The organism is Nocardia sp. NPDC049737, assembly GCF_040674755.1.
In the GTDB taxonomy this organism is placed as follows: domain Bacteria; phylum Actinomycetota; class Actinomycetes; order Mycobacteriales; family Mycobacteriaceae; genus Nocardia.
Window position 1 is genome coordinate 420,957 of record NZ_JBFANH010000002.1, and the last position, 18,656, is coordinate 439,612.

The 18,656-nt window shown below is 65.6% G+C and carries 16 protein-coding genes; 11 read left to right on the top strand and 5 right to left on the bottom strand.

The features are described 5' to 3' along the window. Positions 1-58: 58 nt before the first annotated feature. From AB0J47_RS04910 to AB0J47_RS04925, 4 genes are all read left to right on the top strand, one after another. Positions 59-1,000 (top strand): helix-turn-helix transcriptional regulator, encoded by a 942-nt coding sequence (locus AB0J47_RS04910; RefSeq protein WP_364340582.1) that lies wholly within the window; start codon positions 59-61, stop codon positions 998-1,000. A gap of 137 nt (positions 1,001-1,137) precedes the next feature. Beyond that, a complete protein-coding gene (locus AB0J47_RS04915; RefSeq protein WP_364340584.1) occupies positions 1,138-1,980 on the top strand; it encodes an SAM-dependent methyltransferase in 843 nt (280 codons plus the stop codon). Between the two features lie 55 nt (positions 1,981-2,035). Continuing rightward, the gene (locus tag AB0J47_RS04920) at positions 2,036-2,689 is read left to right on the top strand and encodes a helix-turn-helix domain-containing protein (protein ID WP_364340586.1); all 654 of its coding nucleotides are present in this window, start codon (positions 2,036-2,038) and stop codon (positions 2,687-2,689) included. Then, positions 2,686-3,294, top strand: coding sequence for a hypothetical protein (locus AB0J47_RS04925; protein WP_364340588.1), 609 nt, complete (start codon positions 2,686-2,688; stop codon positions 3,292-3,294). Before AB0J47_RS04920 ends, AB0J47_RS04925 begins: the two co-directional genes overlap by 4 nt. Positions 3,295-3,495: 201 nt before the next feature. Here AB0J47_RS04925 and AB0J47_RS04930 read toward each other — a convergent pair whose 3' ends face one another. Continuing rightward, entirely contained in the window at positions 3,496-5,046 is a 1,551-nt protein-coding gene (locus AB0J47_RS04930; RefSeq protein ID WP_364340590.1) for an acyl-CoA carboxylase subunit beta, read from the bottom strand. A 526-nt stretch (positions 5,047-5,572) separates the two neighbouring features. Between AB0J47_RS04930 and AB0J47_RS04935 the strand changes: the two genes are divergently transcribed. The 3 genes from AB0J47_RS04935 to AB0J47_RS04945 are packed head-to-tail and all read left to right on the top strand — an operon-like array spanning position 5,573 to position 8,430. After that, positions 5,573-6,424, top strand: a complete 852-nt coding sequence (locus AB0J47_RS04935; RefSeq protein ID WP_364340592.1) for a transcriptional regulator — start codon at positions 5,573-5,575, stop codon at positions 6,422-6,424. A gap of 45 nt (positions 6,425-6,469) precedes the next feature. Further along, positions 6,470-7,420, top strand: a complete 951-nt coding sequence (locus tag AB0J47_RS04940; RefSeq protein ID WP_364340594.1) for an acyl-ACP desaturase — start codon at positions 6,470-6,472, stop codon at positions 7,418-7,420. Then, positions 7,417-8,430: an alpha/beta hydrolase family protein gene (locus AB0J47_RS04945; RefSeq protein ID WP_364340596.1), complete on the top strand. Its 1,014-nt coding sequence runs from the start codon at positions 7,417-7,419 to the stop codon at positions 8,428-8,430. The genes AB0J47_RS04940 and AB0J47_RS04945 overlap by 4 nt, the downstream gene beginning before the upstream one ends. A 25-nt stretch (positions 8,431-8,455) precedes the next feature. Here AB0J47_RS04945 and AB0J47_RS04950 read toward each other — a convergent pair whose 3' ends face one another. Next, entirely contained in the window at positions 8,456-11,191 is a 2,736-nt protein-coding gene (locus AB0J47_RS04950; protein WP_364340598.1) for a discoidin domain-containing protein, read from the bottom strand. Between the two features lie 157 nt (positions 11,192-11,348). On the opposite strand from AB0J47_RS04950, the gene AB0J47_RS04955 reads away from it, so the two are divergent. After that, a complete protein-coding gene (locus AB0J47_RS04955; protein WP_364340600.1) occupies positions 11,349-12,410 on the top strand; it encodes an LLM class flavin-dependent oxidoreductase in 1,062 nt (353 codons plus the stop codon). On the opposite strand, the gene AB0J47_RS04960 is transcribed toward AB0J47_RS04955, so the two are convergent. Together AB0J47_RS04960 and AB0J47_RS04965 are read right to left on the bottom strand one after the other, a co-directional pair. After that, on the bottom strand, positions 12,371-13,420 hold the full coding sequence (locus AB0J47_RS04960) for a fused (3R)-hydroxyacyl-ACP dehydratase subunits HadA/HadB (protein ID WP_364340602.1): 1,050 nt from the start codon (positions 13,418-13,420) through the stop codon (positions 12,371-12,373). The two genes, AB0J47_RS04955 and AB0J47_RS04960, sit on opposite strands and share 40 nt — an antisense overlap. A gap of 23 nt (positions 13,421-13,443) precedes the next feature. Beyond that, positions 13,444-14,094, bottom strand: coding sequence for a YdcF family protein (locus AB0J47_RS04965; protein ID WP_364340604.1), 651 nt, complete (start codon positions 14,092-14,094; stop codon positions 13,444-13,446). 337 nt (positions 14,095-14,431) lie between these two features. Here AB0J47_RS04965 and AB0J47_RS04970 point away from each other — a divergent pair, with 337 nt between their 5' ends. Together AB0J47_RS04970 and AB0J47_RS04975 are read left to right on the top strand one after the other, a co-directional pair. Beyond that, positions 14,432-15,640: an alpha/beta fold hydrolase gene (locus AB0J47_RS04970; protein ID WP_364340606.1), complete on the top strand. Its 1,209-nt coding sequence runs from the start codon at positions 14,432-14,434 to the stop codon at positions 15,638-15,640. A 359-nt stretch (positions 15,641-15,999) separates the two neighbouring features. Continuing rightward, positions 16,000-16,800 (top strand): VOC family protein, encoded by an 801-nt coding sequence (locus tag AB0J47_RS04975; RefSeq protein WP_364340608.1) that lies wholly within the window; start codon positions 16,000-16,002, stop codon positions 16,798-16,800. A gap of 124 nt (positions 16,801-16,924) precedes the next feature. Here AB0J47_RS04975 and AB0J47_RS04980 read toward each other — a convergent pair whose 3' ends face one another. Then, complete coding sequence (locus AB0J47_RS04980; RefSeq protein ID WP_364340610.1) at positions 16,925-17,140, bottom strand: hypothetical protein; 216 nt, start codon at positions 17,138-17,140, stop codon at positions 16,925-16,927. A 134-nt stretch (positions 17,141-17,274) separates the two neighbouring features. Between AB0J47_RS04980 and AB0J47_RS04985 the strand changes: the two genes are divergently transcribed. After that, positions 17,275-18,477: a protein kinase family protein gene (locus tag AB0J47_RS04985; protein ID WP_364340612.1), complete on the top strand. Its 1,203-nt coding sequence runs from the start codon at positions 17,275-17,277 to the stop codon at positions 18,475-18,477. Positions 18,478-18,656: the final 179 nt, after the last annotated feature.

Genomic DNA, 18,656 nt, shown 5'->3' on the forward strand with positions numbered 1-18,656 from the left:
TGGAAATGGGGCATTTTGGTTCTAGTGCGGTGCGGCTATTTCATGGCAGACTCGTCGAATGCGTGCTTCGGAAGTGCGACATTCATTTTCCGGCAAGAACCCTGCTGCCGACGGTGGGCCGACCGTGCTGCGGATGATGCTCGGCAGTCGGATGCGACGGCTGCGTGAGGCCTGTGGCATCTCCCGCGAGGATGCCGGCGAGGCGATCCGCGGTTCGCATTCCAAGATCAGCCGACTCGAATTGGGCCGCACTGGTTTCCGGGAACGCGATCTGCTCGATCTGCTTACGCTCTACCGGGTCACCGACCCGCAAGAGCGCGAGGAGTTCAAGGAACTCGCGCGTCAGGCCAACGCCTCTGGCTGGTGGCATCGCGACAGCGACTGGTTGCCGAAGTGGTTCGACACCTATCTCGGACTCGAGCAGGCCGCCAAGCTGATCCGCGGCTACGAGCCGAGGGCGGTGCCGGAACTGCTGCAGACCGCCGACTACGCGCGGGCATTGCTTTCCATGGCGCATCCGGCCGAATCGGCGGAGGCGATCGCGCGGCGGGTCGCGCTGCGGTTGCGCCGTCAAGAGATATTGCGTCGCCCGCATCCGCCGCAGCTGTGGTTGATCGTCGAGGAGGCGGCGCTGCGCCGGCCGATCGGTGGGTCGACGGTGTGGCGTGCCCAACTCGAGCATTTGCTGCGCATCGCCGAGGAGCCGCATATCACCGTGCAGGTGCTGCCCGATCATGTCGGCGGTCCGGCGTTGGCGGAGGGTGCGTTCACCATGTTGCGCTTCACCGAAGCCGATCTCCCCGACATCGTCTATCTGCAGCAACTCACCAGTGCGCTGTATCTGGACAAGACCGCCGACCTCGACGCGTATCGCGCGGTGGCCAATCAACTATCGGTCCATGCCGCGCCACCGGAGTACACCCCTGGATTGCTGCGCGCCCTGTGTGAACGGCATCCGGAGACGGTCGATCATCCAGCGGCGCCGGGCGACTCGCGCTGATACGCCGAAAACAATAAGCGGGACAACCGAACTCGGCGTGGTACGGGTGCGACGCCGGGTTCGTCAAGTGCGTACGGTGTGATGCCGGGTCTCATACGATAGGAACCGCACAGGTCCCGTGGACGAAGGTGTTGACAATGACCGACGATGCCGCGCCCCCAACTCGGCTGGACCGGGAGATCGATCAGAGCAAACCGAGTATCGCCAGGGTCTATGACTATCTGCTCGGCGGTAGGGACAACTATCTCGTCGACCAGGAGATCGGTGATCACTTCAAGATGAACCTGCCTGGTTCGGTGGCGATCGCCTTCACCAGCAGGCTGGCGCTGATCCGCGGGGTGCGCGATATGGCCCGGGCGGGTATGCGGCAGTTCATCGACTTCGGCAGCGGCCTGCCGACCGCCGACAATGTGCATCAGGTCGCGAAGCGGTACGTCACCGACGCCCGGGTCGTCTACGTCGACAGCGATCCGATCGTGCTCGCACATGGCCGCGCGCTGCTGGTCACCGATAAGAACACCACAGTGATCCAGGCCGACGCCCGCGCCCCCGAATCGATCCGCGACCATCCGGATGTCGCCCGGCTGATCGATTTCGAGCAGCCCGTCGGCGTCATCTTCAGTTCGATCCTGCACCACTTCAACGACGACGAGGATCCAGCCGCCGTGGTGCGCTTCTGGAACGACCAGATTTCGTCCGGCAGCCACGTATTCATCACGCACTTCCGCTCCGGCCACAATTCGGAGACCACCGCCGCCGAACAGAAACTGCAGTCCACCTTCGGGCGCGGCCGCTGGCGCGACACCGAGGAGATCCGTGGCCTCTTCGGCGACCTGGAAGTCCTGGAGCCCGATATCGTCCCATCGGCGCAGTGGCGACCAGATGCGCCCGCGGGCGACGCGGCATCGGTCGGCACCGTCGGCCGTGAGCTCACTGTCTGGGAGCAGCTCATTGTCACCGGCCTGGCACGTAAACCCTGATGCTGATCACACCGAACTAATGTCCCGATGGGACAATAGGGCGTAGACTGCCGGTATGGGTATCGACGACGAAGTCGACCTCGACCTCGACGGCCGTCGGCTGCGCACGCTCCGCAGTCGCGCGGCAATGTCGCGCGCCGCATTCGACCTGCTCAACGAGCGCGGGTTGGGTTCGGTGGCCGTCGAGGACATAGCCGAGCGCGCCGGGGTCACCCGGCGGACCTTCAGTCGTCATTTCTCTTCCATCGAGGATGCCGTACTCGGTGAAATCGATCAGGACGTGCACCTGTTCAACGAGGCGCTGTGCCGCCGCCCCGCGCGCGAGTCGCCGCTGGTCGCCTACCGCAATGCCCTGCACGACTGGCTGGCCACCGAACATACCGGTCCGAAGGTGGCGCGCTTGGCCAGGCGCTGGGCGCTGTTCCAACGCTTCGAGGCGGAACCCACGCTGGCCGCCGGCTATCAGCGCATCCGACTCGACGGGCAGCGCGAATCCGTGCGGATCATCGCCGCCAGACTCGGTGTCGATCCCGCGGTGGATCGGCGCCCGGAGGCAGCCGTCGCGGCGGGGACCGGACTGCTCATCGCCGCCCTGCAGGTCTGGGGCGCGGGCACCGACACCGACGGATTACCTGATCTCATCGACACATTCTTCGACACCCTTCACGGGCTGACAGCTGAATTCCAGAGCGAGGTGTCATCGTCATGACCACAGCAACCGGGTCACCGAGCGTCGTCCGCCGCACCTGTCGCCGGGTCGGCCTGGATCGAAATCCGATGCGCCGCCGTGAGGATCGTCTGCAACTGGCGGTCGCCGCGGTGCTCGCGCTGTTGTTCCTGATCAGCGCTCCGCTGCTGTCGATGGCGGTCGGCGGCCGGATCTACCAGACCGAAGATCGCATCGCGCGGGCCGAAGCGGCACGGTTGCACGAGGTCGACGCGACGGTGATCGAGGTCGGCAAGGCACCGCTCTACGCGCCCATCACCCCGGCCCGGGTGCAGTGGCGCGACGCCGAGGGTGTCACGCATACCGGTGACTACCAGGCCACCGGAGTGATGAAAGCCGGTGCCACGGTGAAGATTTGGCTCGACGGTTCGGGCAAGGTCACCGAGCCGCCGTCGGATACCCGGGCACTGAGCAAGGCACTGCTGATCAGCACCGGCATGGTCTTCGGGATAGCGGTCTGCTTCGGCTGCGGCTATGCACTGCTGCGCCGCGCGCTCGACCGACGCAGGGCCCGGTTGTGGGAGGCCGAATGGGCCACGGTGGAACGCATTTGGGGCAATCACGGGACACGTCCGGATCAAGCCTAGTGCGCAAGTGCGGCGCACCCACTCGGAATGGGTAGGGACACTCTCGGTGGGCACGCCGCGCGCCCGGCTGTCGTGCGGCGAACACGGGTCGGGCACGGATGACGTTAGGACACAGCGCTATCGGGCCGCGCGGCGTGCGAACGAACCTCGGATATCACACGACCGATGCACGTTTGCACTGTGACACAACACAAACTGGGCCTAGACGGGGAAGAGGCTGTGCTTGCGCGGGTTGTGCTTCCTGACCGCGCCCTTCTCGCGCAGCAGGCGCAGCGCCCTGCGGATCTCCAGCCGGGTCTGCGACGGCTCGACCACGGCATCGATGTAGCCGCGTTCGGCTGCCGTCCACGGGGTGGCCACGGTGGCATTGTAGAAATCGATCATCTGCTGACGCACGGTGGCGCGCTGTTCGGGCGGGGTCGCCTCCAGCTGCCTGCGGCCGATGATGCCGACCATGCTCTCGGCGCCCATGACCGCGATCTGTGCCGTCGGCCAGGCCAGAGCCAGGTCCGCGCCCAGCGGCTTGCAGCCCATCACCGCATAGCCGCCGCCGTAGGCCTTGCGCGTCACGATCGAGACGATCGGCACGGTGGCCTCGATCACCGCGCGGAAGAACCGGCCGCCGCGCTTGATGACGCCGTTGCGTTCCTCTTCGAGACCGGGCAGCACACCGGGGGTGTCGACGACGAAGATCAGCGGCAGGCCGAAGGCATCGCACAGGCGGATGAAATATGCGGCCTTATCCGAGCACAGTCCGTCCAGTGCGCCGCCGAGTACCTGCGGCTGATTGGCGACCACGCCAACACTGCGACCGTCGACCCTGGCGAATCCGGTGATCAGGTTCTGGGCGGTACCAGCGCTGATCTCGTGGAAATCACCGTCATCGAAGATGCGCAGTAGCACCTCGTGCATGTCATAACCGGACCGGTCGGAATCCGGAATGATCGAGTTCAACTCGAGGTCGTGGGCGGTGATCTCCGGTTCCAGTCCCGGATTCACCACCGGAGCCTGTTCGAGGCAGCTCGACGGCAGGTAGCTCAGATAGCCGCGGACCCAATCGAAGGCGGCCTGCTCGTCGGCGGCGACATGGTGCACCGTGCCGTTGGCCTGCAGGGCGGCGGCGCCGCCGAGATCGTCGGCGCTGACCACCTCGCCCGTCACGCCCTTGATCACCTCCGGGCCGGTGACGAACATATACGATTTCTCGGTCGCGACCAGCACATCCATATTGACCGGGCCGTATACCGAACCGGCCGCGCATTTGCCGAGCATGACCGCGACCATCGGCACGAAGCCGGACAGATCCTCCTGGCGTCGGCACATCAATGCGTACCAGGCCAGCGAGGTGACCGCCTCCTGGATACGGGCGCCGCCGGAATCGTTGATCGACACCACCGGGCAGGCGTTCTCCTGCGCGAATTCCATTGCGGCGGCGACCTTTCGGCCGAACATCTCGCCGACCGAGCCGCCGTACACGGTCTGGTCGTGGGCGATCACGACGACCGGCCGGCCGTCGATGTAACCGCGGCCGGTGACCACACCGTCGCCGTACATGCCTTCAGTGCTGCCCGGCTGGCGCACCAGCGCGCCCATTTCCACAAAGGAGCCCTGGTCCAGCAGCATGCGTACGCGCTCGCGTGCACTCGGTATGCCCTTGGTCTTGCGTTTCGCGATACCGGTCTCGCCAGCGGGTTCCTCGGCGATCTCCAGGATGTCCCGGAGTTCCTCCAGCTTTTCTCGCGTGCCGCTCATATGGTCTGATGCCATCCTTCGACTCGTCGCCTTGCACTGTCCGGGTTCACCGAACGGAACGGTACAAGGCGCTCGGTGCTATCGGGCACACGACCCGCAGCACAGGGATTCAAATTTGGTCACGGGACAGCTTGTGGGTTCGCCGGTGGCTGTCCTCGATGCCGTCGGTGGATTGTCGCCCGGTGTTACAGCCGTCGTACCAGGGTGGCGCACTCACGTCAGTGTCCCGGGGGTGCACTCCGGTCTCACCGAGCATATCCGATCATCCGAATTACCGAAATATTCCGATGAGAATCGCTCAGCTGCTTGTGATTTCGCCCAAGCTTGTCGGTGCGGTGTGATGACTTTCCTAATTACCGGACCAGGCATTCGATTTCCGTCCGAACGCCGCTAGCCTTTCAGAGTCATGGTGGGCAAACAGGCTGGCTCGGGAAGTACGAGTCTGGAATCGAAACTGGTCGAATATTTGACTTTTCAGGCCCGAGCCACGCAGCGCGGAGATCTCGGTACTATCACACGGACCTGCGTGGCCGAGGCTGCGCAAGTACTCGAACCGCAGTTGGCTCCGGTTGCCGAGCAGCCCGCGATGATCACCGGATCGGCCGCACGGTGGGCGCGTGAGGGGGTAGCGCTGGAAACTGTGCTGGACGCCTATCACGACGGGGTGCGCGTCGGGCTGGAATTTCTCGCCGAACAGGCGGCGGACGAGGATGCCGATCAGGTGGCGGCCGCGGCGGGATTGATCGTGCGCGTGCTGGAAATGGTGACGACGGCGACGTCGACGGCCTATCTGGACGAACACCGCCAGGTCGCTCGGGAACAGCAGACCGCCGCGCAAACCCTGGTATCGGCCCTGCTCAGCGGGCATGGCGTCGCACGGTTGGCCGGGCGCGCCGGTATCAGTGTCGCCGCGTCCTACCAGGTGGTCGCCCTCGCGATTCCCGCGCATCCGGACGAGCGAAGACCCGGACTCGGTGCTGCGTCCGCGGCCCGCCGCAAGCTGCGCCGGGTCCAGGCGGCGTTGGCGATGCCACTCGGTTCCCGAGCGCTGTCGCTGCTGTCCGATGAGGGCGGCACGGTCCTGGTGCCGATCGACGAGATATCCGCCATGACACCCCTCGCGCTCACCCCGGATGTGCTCGAGCTGGTCAGCGATGCCGCTGAGGTACCGCTGACCGCGGTGGTGGCCTCCGGTGAGACCGCCCGGATTCCCGAACTGGCCGGGTCGGCGCAGGAACTGCTCGCCCGGCACCTCGCCGAGGGGCGCCCGCCGGGGCTCTATCGGCTGGCCGATCTGCCGGGTTGTGATGGCTTCCAGCCTGGTCATCGGCCTGTCGTCATCTCACCCAACGATCGACTGATCACTCGTTCGGCCTGAACTAGTCCACCTATCTTCGATTCGGGGGTGAACAAAGGAGTACGTGTGACGAACGCGTTGACCGATCTCGCTATTCTGCGCGAACTGGAGCCTATCGCCGAACGTCAGCTCGACGAGCATCTGCACAAGGCCAAGGCGTGGAATCCACACGATTATGTGCCGTGGGATGACGGCCGGAATTTCGCGGCCATGGGCGGCCTCGACTGGGATCCGGAACAATCGAAGCTATCGGAGGTCGCGCGGACCGCCATGGTGACCAACCTGCTCACCGAGGACAATCTGCCCTCCTATCACCGGGAGATCTCGGAGTCGTTCTCATTGGACGGAGTCTGGGGCACCTGGGTCGGGCGCTGGACCGCGGAGGAAAACCGGCATGCGATCGTCATGCGCGATTATCTGGTGGTCACCCGCGCGGTGGACCCGGTGGCACTCGAACAGGCCCGAATGGCGCATATGACATTGGGTGTCGAGAAACCGGAGAAGGGGCCGCAGTTCCTTCGCTCGGTCGCATATGTGACACTGCAGGAACTGGCGACCAGAATAAGTCACAGAAATACCGGAGCCGCCTGCGATGAGCCCATCGCAGAGCGTATGCTGCAACGGATTGCCGCCGACGAGAACCTGCATATGATCTTCTACCGCAACCTCAGTGCCGCCGCCCTCGACCTCGCACCCGACGAGGCCCTGCGTGCGATAACCGATATCGTCACGCGGTTCCAGATGCCCGGACTCACCCAGCCCAACTTCCGGCGAAATGCGGTCATCCTGGCCAAGAACGGCATCTACGACTTACGCCAGCACCTGGATGTCGTGCTGCGGCCGGTGCTGCGCGCCTGGAATGTCTTCGAACGCACCGATCTGTCCGACGTCGGCGAACGCGCCCGCGACGAACTCGGCGCCTTTCTCGACGAGTTGGCGATCAAGGCAACACGTTTCGAGGAGCAGCGCGACCGCGCCGCGGCCAGACAGGCAGAGCGAGCCGCCGTCGTATTATGAGTTTTCGAGCACCGATCACCGCGGCGGCGATGGCCCTCATCGCCGCGCTGGCGTCCGTGCCCGCACTCGCGGATCCGCCGCCCGCCACTGATCCGGCCATGACACGGACCGGAACGATCAGCATCGAGACGGTCGGGCCGCGCCACGAACGTTTCGCCATCGCCTCGGCCGCCATGCGTCGGGTCATTACGGTGGATGTGTTGCGCGGCAGCGGTTCCGGGCCGCGTCCATTGCTGTATCTGCTCGATGGCGTCGACGGCGAGGCGGTCTCCGGATGGCTGACCAAGGGGCGTGCGGCGGAGTTCTTCGCGGACAAGCCGGTCGATGTGGTGTTGACCAGCGGTGGTACCGGGAGCATGTACAGCGACTGGATGCGGCGTGACGCCACTCTCGGACTCAATCGGTGGGAAACTTTTCTCACCGCCGAGCTGCCGCCGATTATCGAGTCGTATCTGAAAACCGATGGGCGGCGGGCGATCGCGGGTGTGTCGATGGGGGCGCAGGCGGCCATGATGCTGGCCCAGCGGTATCCAGGGCGCTACCGTGCGGTCGCGGGGATGAGTGGATGTTATTCCACCGCAGACGATCTCGGCCGCGCCGTCACCACGATCACCGTCGCGTCGCGCGGCGGCAATGTCGAAAACCTTTGGGGCCCACCTGGATCACCGGAGTGGAATGCGCATGACAGCCTGCTCGGCGCTCCGCAGTTGCGCGGCACCACCATCTACCTGTCCGCGGCGACCGGCCTGCCGACCGACGCCGACCTCGTCGCGGTATCGCACTCCCCGGAGCTTGTCGAAGCCCTGAAGACGGCGGGCGGTGGTCTGGCCCTCGAAGCCGGGGCGCGCTCGTGTACCGAACGCTTCGCCGCACGACTGGCGGAGCTGAATATCCCGGCCACCGTCGATTACGCCCCGACGGGCATGCACACCTGGCCTGATTTCGAGGCCCAACTGCCGCGGGCCTGGCGCGTGCTCGCACCGGCGCTCGGCCTGCCCGACCCGCCGTGAGGTGCGCAAAACCGGTCGTTGCGAGTCAGGTTCGGGGGCCGGTGATTTCGAGTTCTTGGAGGATGGGGTGGGGGTTTGGGGTTGGGGTGGTGAGTTCTAGGCGGATGTAGCGGGTTGAGAGGGGAGTGGGGAGGGAACCGGTGGTTGGGTCGGGGGTAATGGGGGTCCAGGTTTGGTTGTCGGGGGAGGTGGTGAAGGTGGTCGGGGTGGGGGTGGTCCAGTGGGGGAGGATTCGGTCGACGTGAGTTTCCTGGCCTAGGTCGACGGTGAGGGTTGCGGTGGGGTCGTTGGGGGACCAGCCGGTGGCAGGGGTGCCGTCGACGGCGGCTTCGGCGTATTTGCCCGGCTCGTCGGAGCTGGTGGTGACTGGTTTGCAGCGGGCGAGGTTGTCGGTGGGGGTGCGGTCGGGGCGGCGGGTCGGGATGGTCAGTTCGCTGTCGAGACGGTGGGTTTCGGTATCGGTTCGGACTTGTAGCGGTTGGCCGTCGGTCAGGGTCAGTTCGGTTTTGTCGGCGCCGATGGTTGCGTCGAAAGTTCGGCCCTGCCAATGGATTCCATGGATGCTGAGACCGTCGCGGAGCTCTGGTGGAAGCGTGGGAGCGATGCGGATTTCGTCGGTGTCGAAGCGCAGTCCGAGCAGGCCGTTGGTGAAGGTTTGCAAAAAGCCGCCCGCCGCGGTGACGAACGTGAAGGCGGGCGCACCGGCGAGCGGGTCTTCGGCTCCGACCTTGGCGCCGCGAGCCTCCGCGAATTGGCCGAAGGGGGCGCGGACGAACGGGCGGACGGCGCGTTCGAGGAAGGTGTCGGTGGCGCAACCGGGGACGCCGATTTTCGCCGCGTCGATAGCATGCACCGAATCGGTCATCGCCGGGCCGTCGGGATCCGTTCGCTCCGAATAGTATTCGAGCACATTGGCCGCGACATCCGGCGGCATCGGCCAGTCCAGGGGGTAGATGAGCAGCACGGTGTCGGCCTGTTTGATGGGAGTGCCGGTGTAGCCGTCGAATTGTTCGAATATCCGCTGGTTGCCAGCGAACGGCATGCGCAGACCATCGGCGATAACGGTCCACTCGGGCGGGCGCGGTACACCCAGAATCTCAGCCGCACGTGCGGCATTGCGCAGGGCCAGGGCAGCGACGGCATTGGTGTAGACCGCGTCGTTCACCCCGTTGCTGTACTCGTCGGGACCAGCGACATTGCGAATCGAATAGCTGCCGTCCTCGTTGCGCGTCACCCGCGAGGCCCAGAATTCGGCGAGTGCGCGCAGCACCGGCCAGCCGCGTTCGCGCAGGTAGCCGGTGTCGCCGGTAGCCGTGTAGTACTGCCAGGCCGCCAGGGAAACATCGCCTTGCAGATGGATCTGGGTCAGGCAGTGCGGCGGATCCCAGCTGTGGCATTCGTCGAGATCGCCACGGCTCGCGCTGGTCCAGGGGTAGAATGCACCGCGGTAGCCGAGCCGCTGAGCGTTCGCGCGCGCGGCGGGCAACGTCCGAAAGCGGTAGTCCACCACGGATTTCGCCAGTTCCGGTGCGAGCTGCAGCAATCCGGGGAACGACCAGATATCCGCATCCCAGAACACCGCGCCGCCATAGTTGTCGCTGCTGAGCCCGACGGGCGAAATGCTGTTGTCCTGTTTCGGATTCGTGCTGGAGTACAGCGAATACAACGCACCGCGCGCCCAGGTCTGCATATCGGGCTGGCCGGGCACCTCGATATCACCGCGCCACCGCACCCGCCATGCCGCGGCTGTTTCCGCGAGCAGGTTCGCCCATCCCGTCCGCACGGCGCGCTGTGCCGCCTCGAACGCGGTCGCCGCCGGATCAGGCGAGGTACGGGTGGTGTCGACCCCGACGAACTTCGTCACCTGATACGTGCCGCCGTCGCGCACCGGAAACCGAACATCCTGGCGCGCACTGAGATCGCGGCCCGGTGGTGTCGGCTCGATCGCGTTCGAAGCGATACCCGCCCCCGGGCGTAGCACGGAGGCGATATCGCCGTCGACATCGGTGCCGTCGGTACGAAATCCGACTCGAATCGTGTCGTCATCGCGAGCGCCCACCTCGGACTGGCTGACTCGTCGGGCACCGGCGCCGTCGACGAGATCGGAGACGACCATCTCGCCCGACCAGTGCGGCGCCAACGTGACGTGCACCGCGCCGACATGCTGATCCGACTGGTCGGTGAGTACGTCGTAGACCAGATCGGTGGCCTTGCCATCGGGCGCGGTCCAGGTCAGCCGGGTCCGCACCAGTCCACAACGCAGGTGCAGCGTTTGTGCGAAGTTCGAGATCTGGGCAGCGGGCGTGGCGGGTGAATAGGTGTGCGTACCGACACCGACCGACAATCCGGACCAGTTCGGAATGGCCGCCGCGACCTCGCGGTTATCGGCCACACCCGGAGTATGCGCATAGAGTCCGGCGACGAAAGCGCCGTCGTATGCGGGCGTGTAGAGCGGCCAGCCGGTCATCTCATCGGTCGCGGTGTATCCCATGCCGCGCGGCGGTACGCGCAAGCCGAGATAGCCGTTGCCGACGAACGGATGCACATCGATCGGCACGTCCACCCGATCGTTCGACGGCGCCCAGCCGGGAGCCGACGCCAACGGATCATCCGGACACGCACCACTCGCCACCCGACCGGTGTGACGCACCGCGACCAGCACCGCTGTTGCCGCCAATACGATGACAGCCGCGAGCGTGATGCCCCACAGGATGGTGGTGCGACGGCGCGCACGTTGGAATGACTGGCCGATCCGCGACATTCGCGCCTCCACGTCGAGCTCGACGTTCGTGCCGAGCCGCGATACGCGTCGACGACCGCAGGACCGGCTACCAGTTTACGCAGGTGTGATTTCCATTCTTTCATCCAGAACCATCCGTGCGGTGGAATGCGGCGGGGCCCGGGGTGTTGACACAGGTATGACTTCGGAACTCGATCAGGTGCGGTTTTCGATCCTGGATCGCTCGCGCGTCCGACGCGGTCAGAGCCATCCGGAGGCACTGCGGGAGACCGTGGAGTTCGCGCGCTTGGCCGAGGACTGGGGATATCACCGGTTCTGGGTCTCTGAGCACCACAGTGTGCCCGGGGTCGCGGGCTCGGCGCCGACCGTGCTGGCCGCGGCCGCGGCGGCGGCGACCTCGCGGATCCGGATCGGCACCGGCGGGGTGATGCTGCCGAACCATCAACCATTGGTCGTCGCCGAGCAATTCGGGGTCTTGGAATCGCTGTATCCGGGACGGATCGATATGGGGCTCGGCCGCTCGGTCGGCTTCACCGACGGCGTGCGGCGGGCACTCGGACACGGCAAGAGCGATGCCGACGATTTCGATCAGCAACTCACCGATGTCCTCGAATACTTCACGCGCGGCAAGTCGGGTGTGCACGCTTGGCCCGCGGAGGGGCTGCGGGTACCCGCATTCCTGTTGGCGACCGGATCCGGCGCGGAACGGGCAGCGCGTTTCGGTTTGCCGCTGGTTATCGCCTCGATCGCTGGACCGGACCGCATGGCCGAGGCGATCGAGCGCTACCGCGCGGGGTTCCGCCCGACGCCATGGGGAACCGAACCGTATGTCGTCGTTTCCGGCGCGGTCGTGATCGCCGACACCACCGAGGAAGCCTATCGGCTATTGCTACCCGAGGCGTGGTCGAGCGCGTATTCCCGGACGCGCGGCGAATTTCCGGTGCTGATTCCACCTGCGGAGATCGAATCCATGACGATGACCGACCGGGAACGACGGATCTTCGACGAGGCGCTGCGCGACCATATCCACGGCACCGAGGACGAGGTCGCCGACGCATTGGCGGCCTTGGTCGCGCGCACCGGCGCGGACGAAATCCTGGTCCACACCAGCACTTACGACCGCGCCGCGCGGCTGGACTCGCATCGCAGACTCGCGCGGCTGCGCTCCAGCCCGCCGGCTGCCGTCACCGGGACCGGACTTCAACCCCGTTCGGGGAACAGGACTTCCGCGGCGGCGTAGCCGAAAAGCCGACGGCCATGCGACCTTGCGTCCAGTGCGACGGTGGCCTTGCGGTGATGCGTATCGAGTGAAGTTATCCGGCCACGGAATTCGATGGCGCTGGCCTGCCACGGCGGAATACGCAGATAGTGCGTGTAATGCGCGAACTGGGCGCGGAATCGGGTGGCGGCCGCCGGATCGCCGAGCCAGCCGCCGAGATATCCAGCGGCCAGACCGAGTTTGAGCATGCCGGGGACGACGACGGTCGGCAGACCGTTCGCGGTGGCGGCTTGCTCGCTGAACAACCCCGGATCGGCATCACCGGTCACCCCGGCGTAATCGACCAGATCACCGCGCGACAGCTGAACGACCCGGGCCGGTAACTCCGTACCGACCGATAGCGATTCGAAATCGACCGTGGTGCAAGGTATCCGAGATGAGATCGGTGCCACGAGACCGTCGCCTTCGGCCGGAACAACGATCTCAGGCGTATATGGCGCATCGAGGGAATCCATGGCGATCCGGCCGACCCGCTGCGCCAACCCGGCACTCTGGGGGCCGCGCGTCAGCAGGGCCGTGGAACCGGTCTGCACCACCTCGCCGTGCTGATCGGTCAGTACGCTCTTGACCGCGAGCACGTCGTAATCGGCGAAATGATGGAATGATTCGAAATAGACATCACAGGTGATCCGGTCACCGGCGACCAGCGGCCTGCCGATATCGAGCACCTGGTCCGCATGCAGAATCCGGTGTGAATCGTACCCGGTGATGAGGGTATCGAGTATTTCGCGGTGGGCCCGCAGCAGGATTATCGAGGCGAATGTCGGCGGGGCGATCAACCCGCCGAAGCCGAGCTGCGCGGCCGCCTCCTCACTCCAATGCGCGGGGTGGAAATTCTTTGTCGCGCGTGCGAATTCGCGGATCTTTTCCCGCCCGACCTCGTAGGTGGCGGCGGATCGATATCGATGGTCGAGTAACGTGCGGGCCTGGTCCGCAGGATCTGTAGCGGCATCAACGGCGCCATTGTTCATATTCGCTCCTGTATTGCTGTGGTTCAGAATCTGGGCCCGAACTCCCAAACGAGTGGCGGTACCTTTTCCGGAGTGAGCGTGGCGACGACGGCTACGCCCGCATCGCCGAAAAGAGCTGCGGCTCGGTCGATATGGTCGGCGGAGGTCACTACAACGGCGTCACGCATGCCGATATCGTGCATGACCCGAGCCGAACGTTCGGCATTCTGCGCGGTGGACACCGCTTCGGGCTCGATATGGATGCGCTCGGCCGGAATGCCGTGTCCGATAAGCCAATCCGCCATCGCCTGCGCCTCGGTGACACCGTTGCGCGGATTCCCGCCGGTCACGATGATCGGTGACAGCGGAGCCAGCAGGGCCTGCGCATATCCGGCGTGCAGCCGGCTGACCAATTCCGGTCGCATCTCGCCATCGGGTAGCAGTCCGTAGCCGAGCACCACGATCGCGGTCTGCGGTCCGCGGAAGCCGAGCGGCTGTGTCGAGGGCGCGGGTTCGGTTGGCGGCCAACCGAATAGCATCCCCCGTGGCTGCTCGGCCGCGCCGCCGGCATCGGCGACCGCTGGCGGGCTGTGCAGCAATGCCGACGCCACCGTCGCGGCGCCGAGCAGCGTCCCCGCGGTCATCCGCGCGATGCCGCGGCCGAAGCGGACGGTGGATTCGATCGGATCGAACATGGCAGCTCCACTCATTAGCCGTCGGGTGGCCGCCGACGGCGGGGAAAACGTGGAACCATGGTCTTCTCGAATGTTCTGAATTCCTCGTAATCCGTTGGTGATCTGGAGAATTCACCGAATTCGATCGTCTGAATTGTGGCCGTCGCCGCGACACCGGAAACCGCGATTGTGCCGCACCCCTAATAGGGGCAAAGCCGTTTGGTGAGGTGTCCAGTTACGTTGCCGCCGCATGGGTTTCACCAGCACCCGGCTTTAGCGTTGCCGCAGTTTCAGTGCCGTTGACCGACTTACCTCGGCGCTGCGACTCGAACGCTGACGTTCTCCAGGAAGGCATGTCATGAAACGAAGTAGATGCGGTCGGTCGGTCAGCGCCGCGGTGATGATGGGCGTCTCGGTGCTCGCCATGAGTGTGACCGGGGTCGCAGCCAATGCGAATCCCGATCCGGCGCCAACGGAGCAGACTCTGGCCGACTACATCGCCGCGGGCCGGAAGGCGGCGCCGGTGGCCGACTCCGGCAGCGCGGGCAGTTCGGGTTCGGCCTGCACCTCGGGCAGCGGTGCGGGATCGGGCAATGGCTCCGGTGATTGCTACGGTGGCTCCGGCAGCAGCTCGGGATCATCGGGCGGATACGCCAGTGACACAGTGGGTTACGGCCCGCCGAGCACAGCGTGGCTGGCCGCGTTCGGCTACGGTCTGCTGAATCCCGATGTCGCACCGCCCGGCACCAACGACTGGAACTGCAAGCCGACCGCCGAACATCCGCGCCCAGTAGTCGCACTGCACGGCACCTGGATGAACGCCTACAACGGGTTCGCCTACATGGGCCAGCCGATGAAGGATGCGGGCTTCTGCGTCTTCACCTTCAACTACGGACGTTCGAATCTGCTGGAAGGCGGCGGTCTCGGATCGGTGCTGCCCGGTGTGATGGGCACCGGCTACATCCAGGATTCGGCCAAACAGGTCGCAGCCTTCGTCGATCGAGTACTCGCCGCGACCGGCGCGTCGGAGGTCGATATCGTCGCCCACTCGCAGGGCGGTTCGTTGGCCAACTGGTACACCAAGTTCGAGGGTGGTGCGGCCAAGGTGAAGAATCTGGTCACCTTCGGTGCCACCCACCACGGCACCAGCCTCGACGGCATCGGCGCATTGGGCCGGGCCATCAACAACTTCGGTATCGACATTCTCGGCTTCATCGAGATCTTCGTCGGTCACGCGGGCATCCAGCAGACCATCGGCTCCGATTTCGTGAACCAGCTCAACGCGAACGGCGACACCGTTCCCGGTGTCGACTACACCGTGGTCGGAACTCGCTACGACGAGGTCACCAACCCCTACGACCTGACTTTCCTGAAGGCGGGTCCGGGCTCGACCGTCCACAACATCACCTTGCAGGACGGTTGCGAACAGGACCTGTCCGATCACCTGACGATGATGTACTCGCCGCGCGCGCTGTCGATCGCGCTCAACGCGCTCGACCCGGCCGCTCATCCGAATCTGGACTGCGCCTTCAACCCGTGGTTGATCGGCGGTGGCGGCAAGCTGTGACATCCGAGTAGGCGTGCACCGCGGCCGAACAGGACGAACCCCGACTCCCGAGCCTGTTCGGCGGGTGCGCCCACCGCGACGCGATCCCGTCCCGTTGAAACGGATTCCTATCCCGCCTCCGTTTCCCGGTCGGTGCAGGCGCGTGGCGGCGTGCCCACCGGGCCGATTCCGCACAATCGGCCCGGTGGGCATTCGGTTGTCGTGACCCGTTGCGGTGACGGTAAACGTTCAGCAAACTCCAGACACCGGCAAGGAGATGCTGGTTCACTACTAGAGGGCAGTGTGATCGGCACCTTCTCGGGTGGGCTCGGTACGCCCGCCCGCGACCTGTGGCAACCGACGAGTGAACGGAGATATCGATGCCTGTTCGAAGCACACCTTGGTCCGAGGGCACCCCGTGTTGGGTCGATTGCCAGGTCGACGACCCGGTGAAGGCGAGCGAGTTCTACGCCGATCTGTTCGGCTGGACCATCGACGGCGGTGGGGACGATGCGGGCGGATATCTGATGGGGATGAAGGGCACGGATGCGGTCGCCGGAATCGGCCCGAAACCGCAGGCCGAGATGCCCTCGGTGTGGACGACCTACCTCGCCGCCGACAATGCCGACGCGATCGCAAAGAAGGTGGGCGCGGCCGGTGGTCAGGTGGTCATGCCCCCGCTCGACGTGCTCGACGCCGGGCGCATGTTCATCGGAATCGACACCGTCGGCGCGGCCTTCGGCGTCTGGCAGGCGCGTGCGCACAACGGCGCCGCCGTCCACAACGAGCACGGTGCCTACTGTTGGAATGAACTGCACACCCGCCAGCTCGACACCGCGAAGAAGTTCTACGCCGACGTCTTCGGCTTCACCTACGCCGACATCGGCGACGGTAAGAACATGATCTACGCGATGTTCACCCCGCGCGGCGGCGAACAGCCCGCCGGCGGTATGAACGACGACACCGTGATGCCCGGCGATCCCATGCCCAGCTACTGGCTGACCTGGTTCCAGTTCGACGACGTCGACGCCGGGGTGGCGCGGGCTTCCGAGCTCGGCGCGAGGGTCCTGATGCCCGCCTCCGACTCGCCGGCCGGCCGGATGGCGATGGTCGCGGCGCCACAGGGCGAGGTGTTCGGACTCATCGATACCAACGTGACGGTCGGGGATATGCCGCAGTAACGAGCGCGGCACGTTCGGGTCCTCTCGGGCCGGCGTCGGCGCCGCCGGCGTCGGAACCGGCCGCGCCCGCTGTCTTCGTGCGTTCATTCCGCTGATCCGCCGCGACGGACAAACTCTTGTGTTCTCATGGTGCACAAGACCTTCCAGCAATGGACCCGAGCGCGGGCATACCGAGATCGGTTCCCGCCGACCGCCGTTGGAGCGAAGCGTCGATCTGGCTGAGCTTGTCCTCGACACCGCTGTAGCTGACTTGCAGGAGGCCCTCGACTTCGCCGAGCCAGCCCTCGCGTTTGGCCTCGATGATGCGGGCTTCGAGGTTGTCGCGGATCTCTTCCGCCAAGCGCGCTGCTTCGATGCTGACGTTGAGGAGTCGACTGACGACGGCGGGGACTGTAAACGCAACGGCTCTGTCCCACTTTCGACTCTGTCTCACGCTCGGTGGTAACGCCAAGCAACTGAGGTCACCATGTGTCGGTGCGTGAGGTGCCGAGGGTGCTCGGTGTCGACGATTTCGCGCTTCTGCGTCGTCACCGGTATGCCAGTATCGTGATCGATGCTGCAGTGACGTCCTGTTCACCTGACGCGGCGATATCCGGCGACGCGGCGACGAGCCGTGACATGTCGCGCCCGGCGCGCCTGCGCGCTCACAGCGCTGTCTCCACGGCCCTGGCGTTGCACAGCGATCATGCGTTGCGTGAGCTCGTGGATGCGGCCGTGCCGATCGGCGTCGGTATCGGCGGGAAGTCGGCGCTGCTGGAGGTCGCCGGAACCCCGGTTTTCGTGAAGCGAGTGCCCCTCACCGATCTGGAACGACAGCCGGAGCATGTCCGGTCCACGGCGAACCTGTTCGATGTGCCGCTGTTCTACCATTACGGCGTTGGCCTCATCGGCGGGGCGGGCTTCGGGGCTTGGCGCGAGCTCGCCGTGCACACCATGACGACGAACTGGGTGCTCGCCGCCGAACACGAGGGCTTCCCGCTGATGTATCACTGGCGGGTGTTGCCGGACACGACGCCGCTGCCGGAGGAGCTCGCCGACATCGATCGCGTCGTCGCCTACTGGGACGGCCGACCGCAGGTACGCCACCGAATCGAGGCCCTCCGAGACTCTTCGGCGAGCATCGCGCTGTTCCTGGAGTACATCCCGCAGACCCTGCACGAGTGGCTGAACGTCCAGATCGAGGCGGGCGACGAGGCCACCGACCGGGCCTGCGCCGTGGTGGAGCGGGAACTGGCCGCTGGCACCGCGTTCATGAACAGCCGTGGGCTGCTGCACCTCGACGCGCACTTCGAGAACATCCTGACCGACGGTCAACGCCTCTTCTTCGGCGACTACGGCCTCGCGCTCTCCTCGGGGTTCGATCTCTCGCCGGAGGAGGCCGCGTTCTTCGACCGGAACCAGAGCTACGACCGCGGCTATACCGCCACCTACCTGGTGAACTGGCTGGTCACCGCCCTGTACGGGCTCCGGAGGGAGGACCGGGAGGCGCGCGCCACGATGGTGCGCGCCTTCGCCGAGGGCAAGCCGCCGGAGGGCATCCCTGAGGAGGCCGCCACGGTCCTCACCCGGCACGCGCCGATCGCCGCGGCGATGTCCGCGTTCATGCGTGCGTTCCAGCAGGGGAGCCGGAGCACCCCGTATCCGGACGAGGAGATCCGCCGCCTGCTGGGCGGCTAGGCCTCTGTGCTCGTTCAGCCCGTATGACGGACCCGGAAGCGGGGGCTCGGCGGGATCCCGGTCGACGACCTGGACGGGCGGCCATACCCATGTTCGTGCCTCGATCTGCGATCGATGCTGCACCGCAGTGTATTTCGTGTCGCAAACCGCCCTGAATGCGGCAATACCGTGCGTTGCCG

Excerpts from the sequence above, each read along its gene's own strand:
- AB0J47_RS04910 (WP_364340582.1), top strand. The coding sequence starts at position 59 with ATGCGTGCTTCGGAAGTGCGACATTCATTTTCCGGCAAGAACCCTGCT.
- AB0J47_RS04915 (WP_364340584.1), top strand. The coding sequence starts at position 1,138 with ATGACCGACGATGCCGCGCCCCCAACTCGGCTGGACCGGGAGATCGAT.
- AB0J47_RS04920 (WP_364340586.1), top strand. The coding sequence starts at position 2,036 with ATGGGTATCGACGACGAAGTCGACCTCGACCTCGACGGCCGTCGGCTG.
- AB0J47_RS04925 (WP_364340588.1), top strand. The coding sequence starts at position 2,686 with ATGACCACAGCAACCGGGTCACCGAGCGTCGTCCGCCGCACCTGTCGC.
- AB0J47_RS04930 (WP_364340590.1), bottom strand. The coding sequence starts at position 5,046 with ATGAGCGGCACGCGAGAAAAGCTGGAGGAACTCCGGGACATCCTGGAG.
- AB0J47_RS04945 (WP_364340596.1), top strand. The coding sequence starts at position 7,417 with ATGAGTTTTCGAGCACCGATCACCGCGGCGGCGATGGCCCTCATCGCC.
- AB0J47_RS04950 (WP_364340598.1), bottom strand. The coding sequence starts at position 11,191 with ATGTCGCGGATCGGCCAGTCATTCCAACGTGCGCGCCGTCGCACCACC.
- AB0J47_RS04955 (WP_364340600.1), top strand. The coding sequence starts at position 11,349 with ATGACTTCGGAACTCGATCAGGTGCGGTTTTCGATCCTGGATCGCTCG.
- AB0J47_RS04960 (WP_364340602.1), bottom strand. The coding sequence starts at position 13,420 with ATGAACAATGGCGCCGTTGATGCCGCTACAGATCCTGCGGACCAGGCC.
- AB0J47_RS04965 (WP_364340604.1), bottom strand. The coding sequence starts at position 14,094 with ATGTTCGATCCGATCGAATCCACCGTCCGCTTCGGCCGCGGCATCGCG.
- AB0J47_RS04970 (WP_364340606.1), top strand. The coding sequence starts at position 14,432 with ATGAAACGAAGTAGATGCGGTCGGTCGGTCAGCGCCGCGGTGATGATG.
- AB0J47_RS04975 (WP_364340608.1), top strand. The coding sequence starts at position 16,000 with ATGCCTGTTCGAAGCACACCTTGGTCCGAGGGCACCCCGTGTTGGGTC.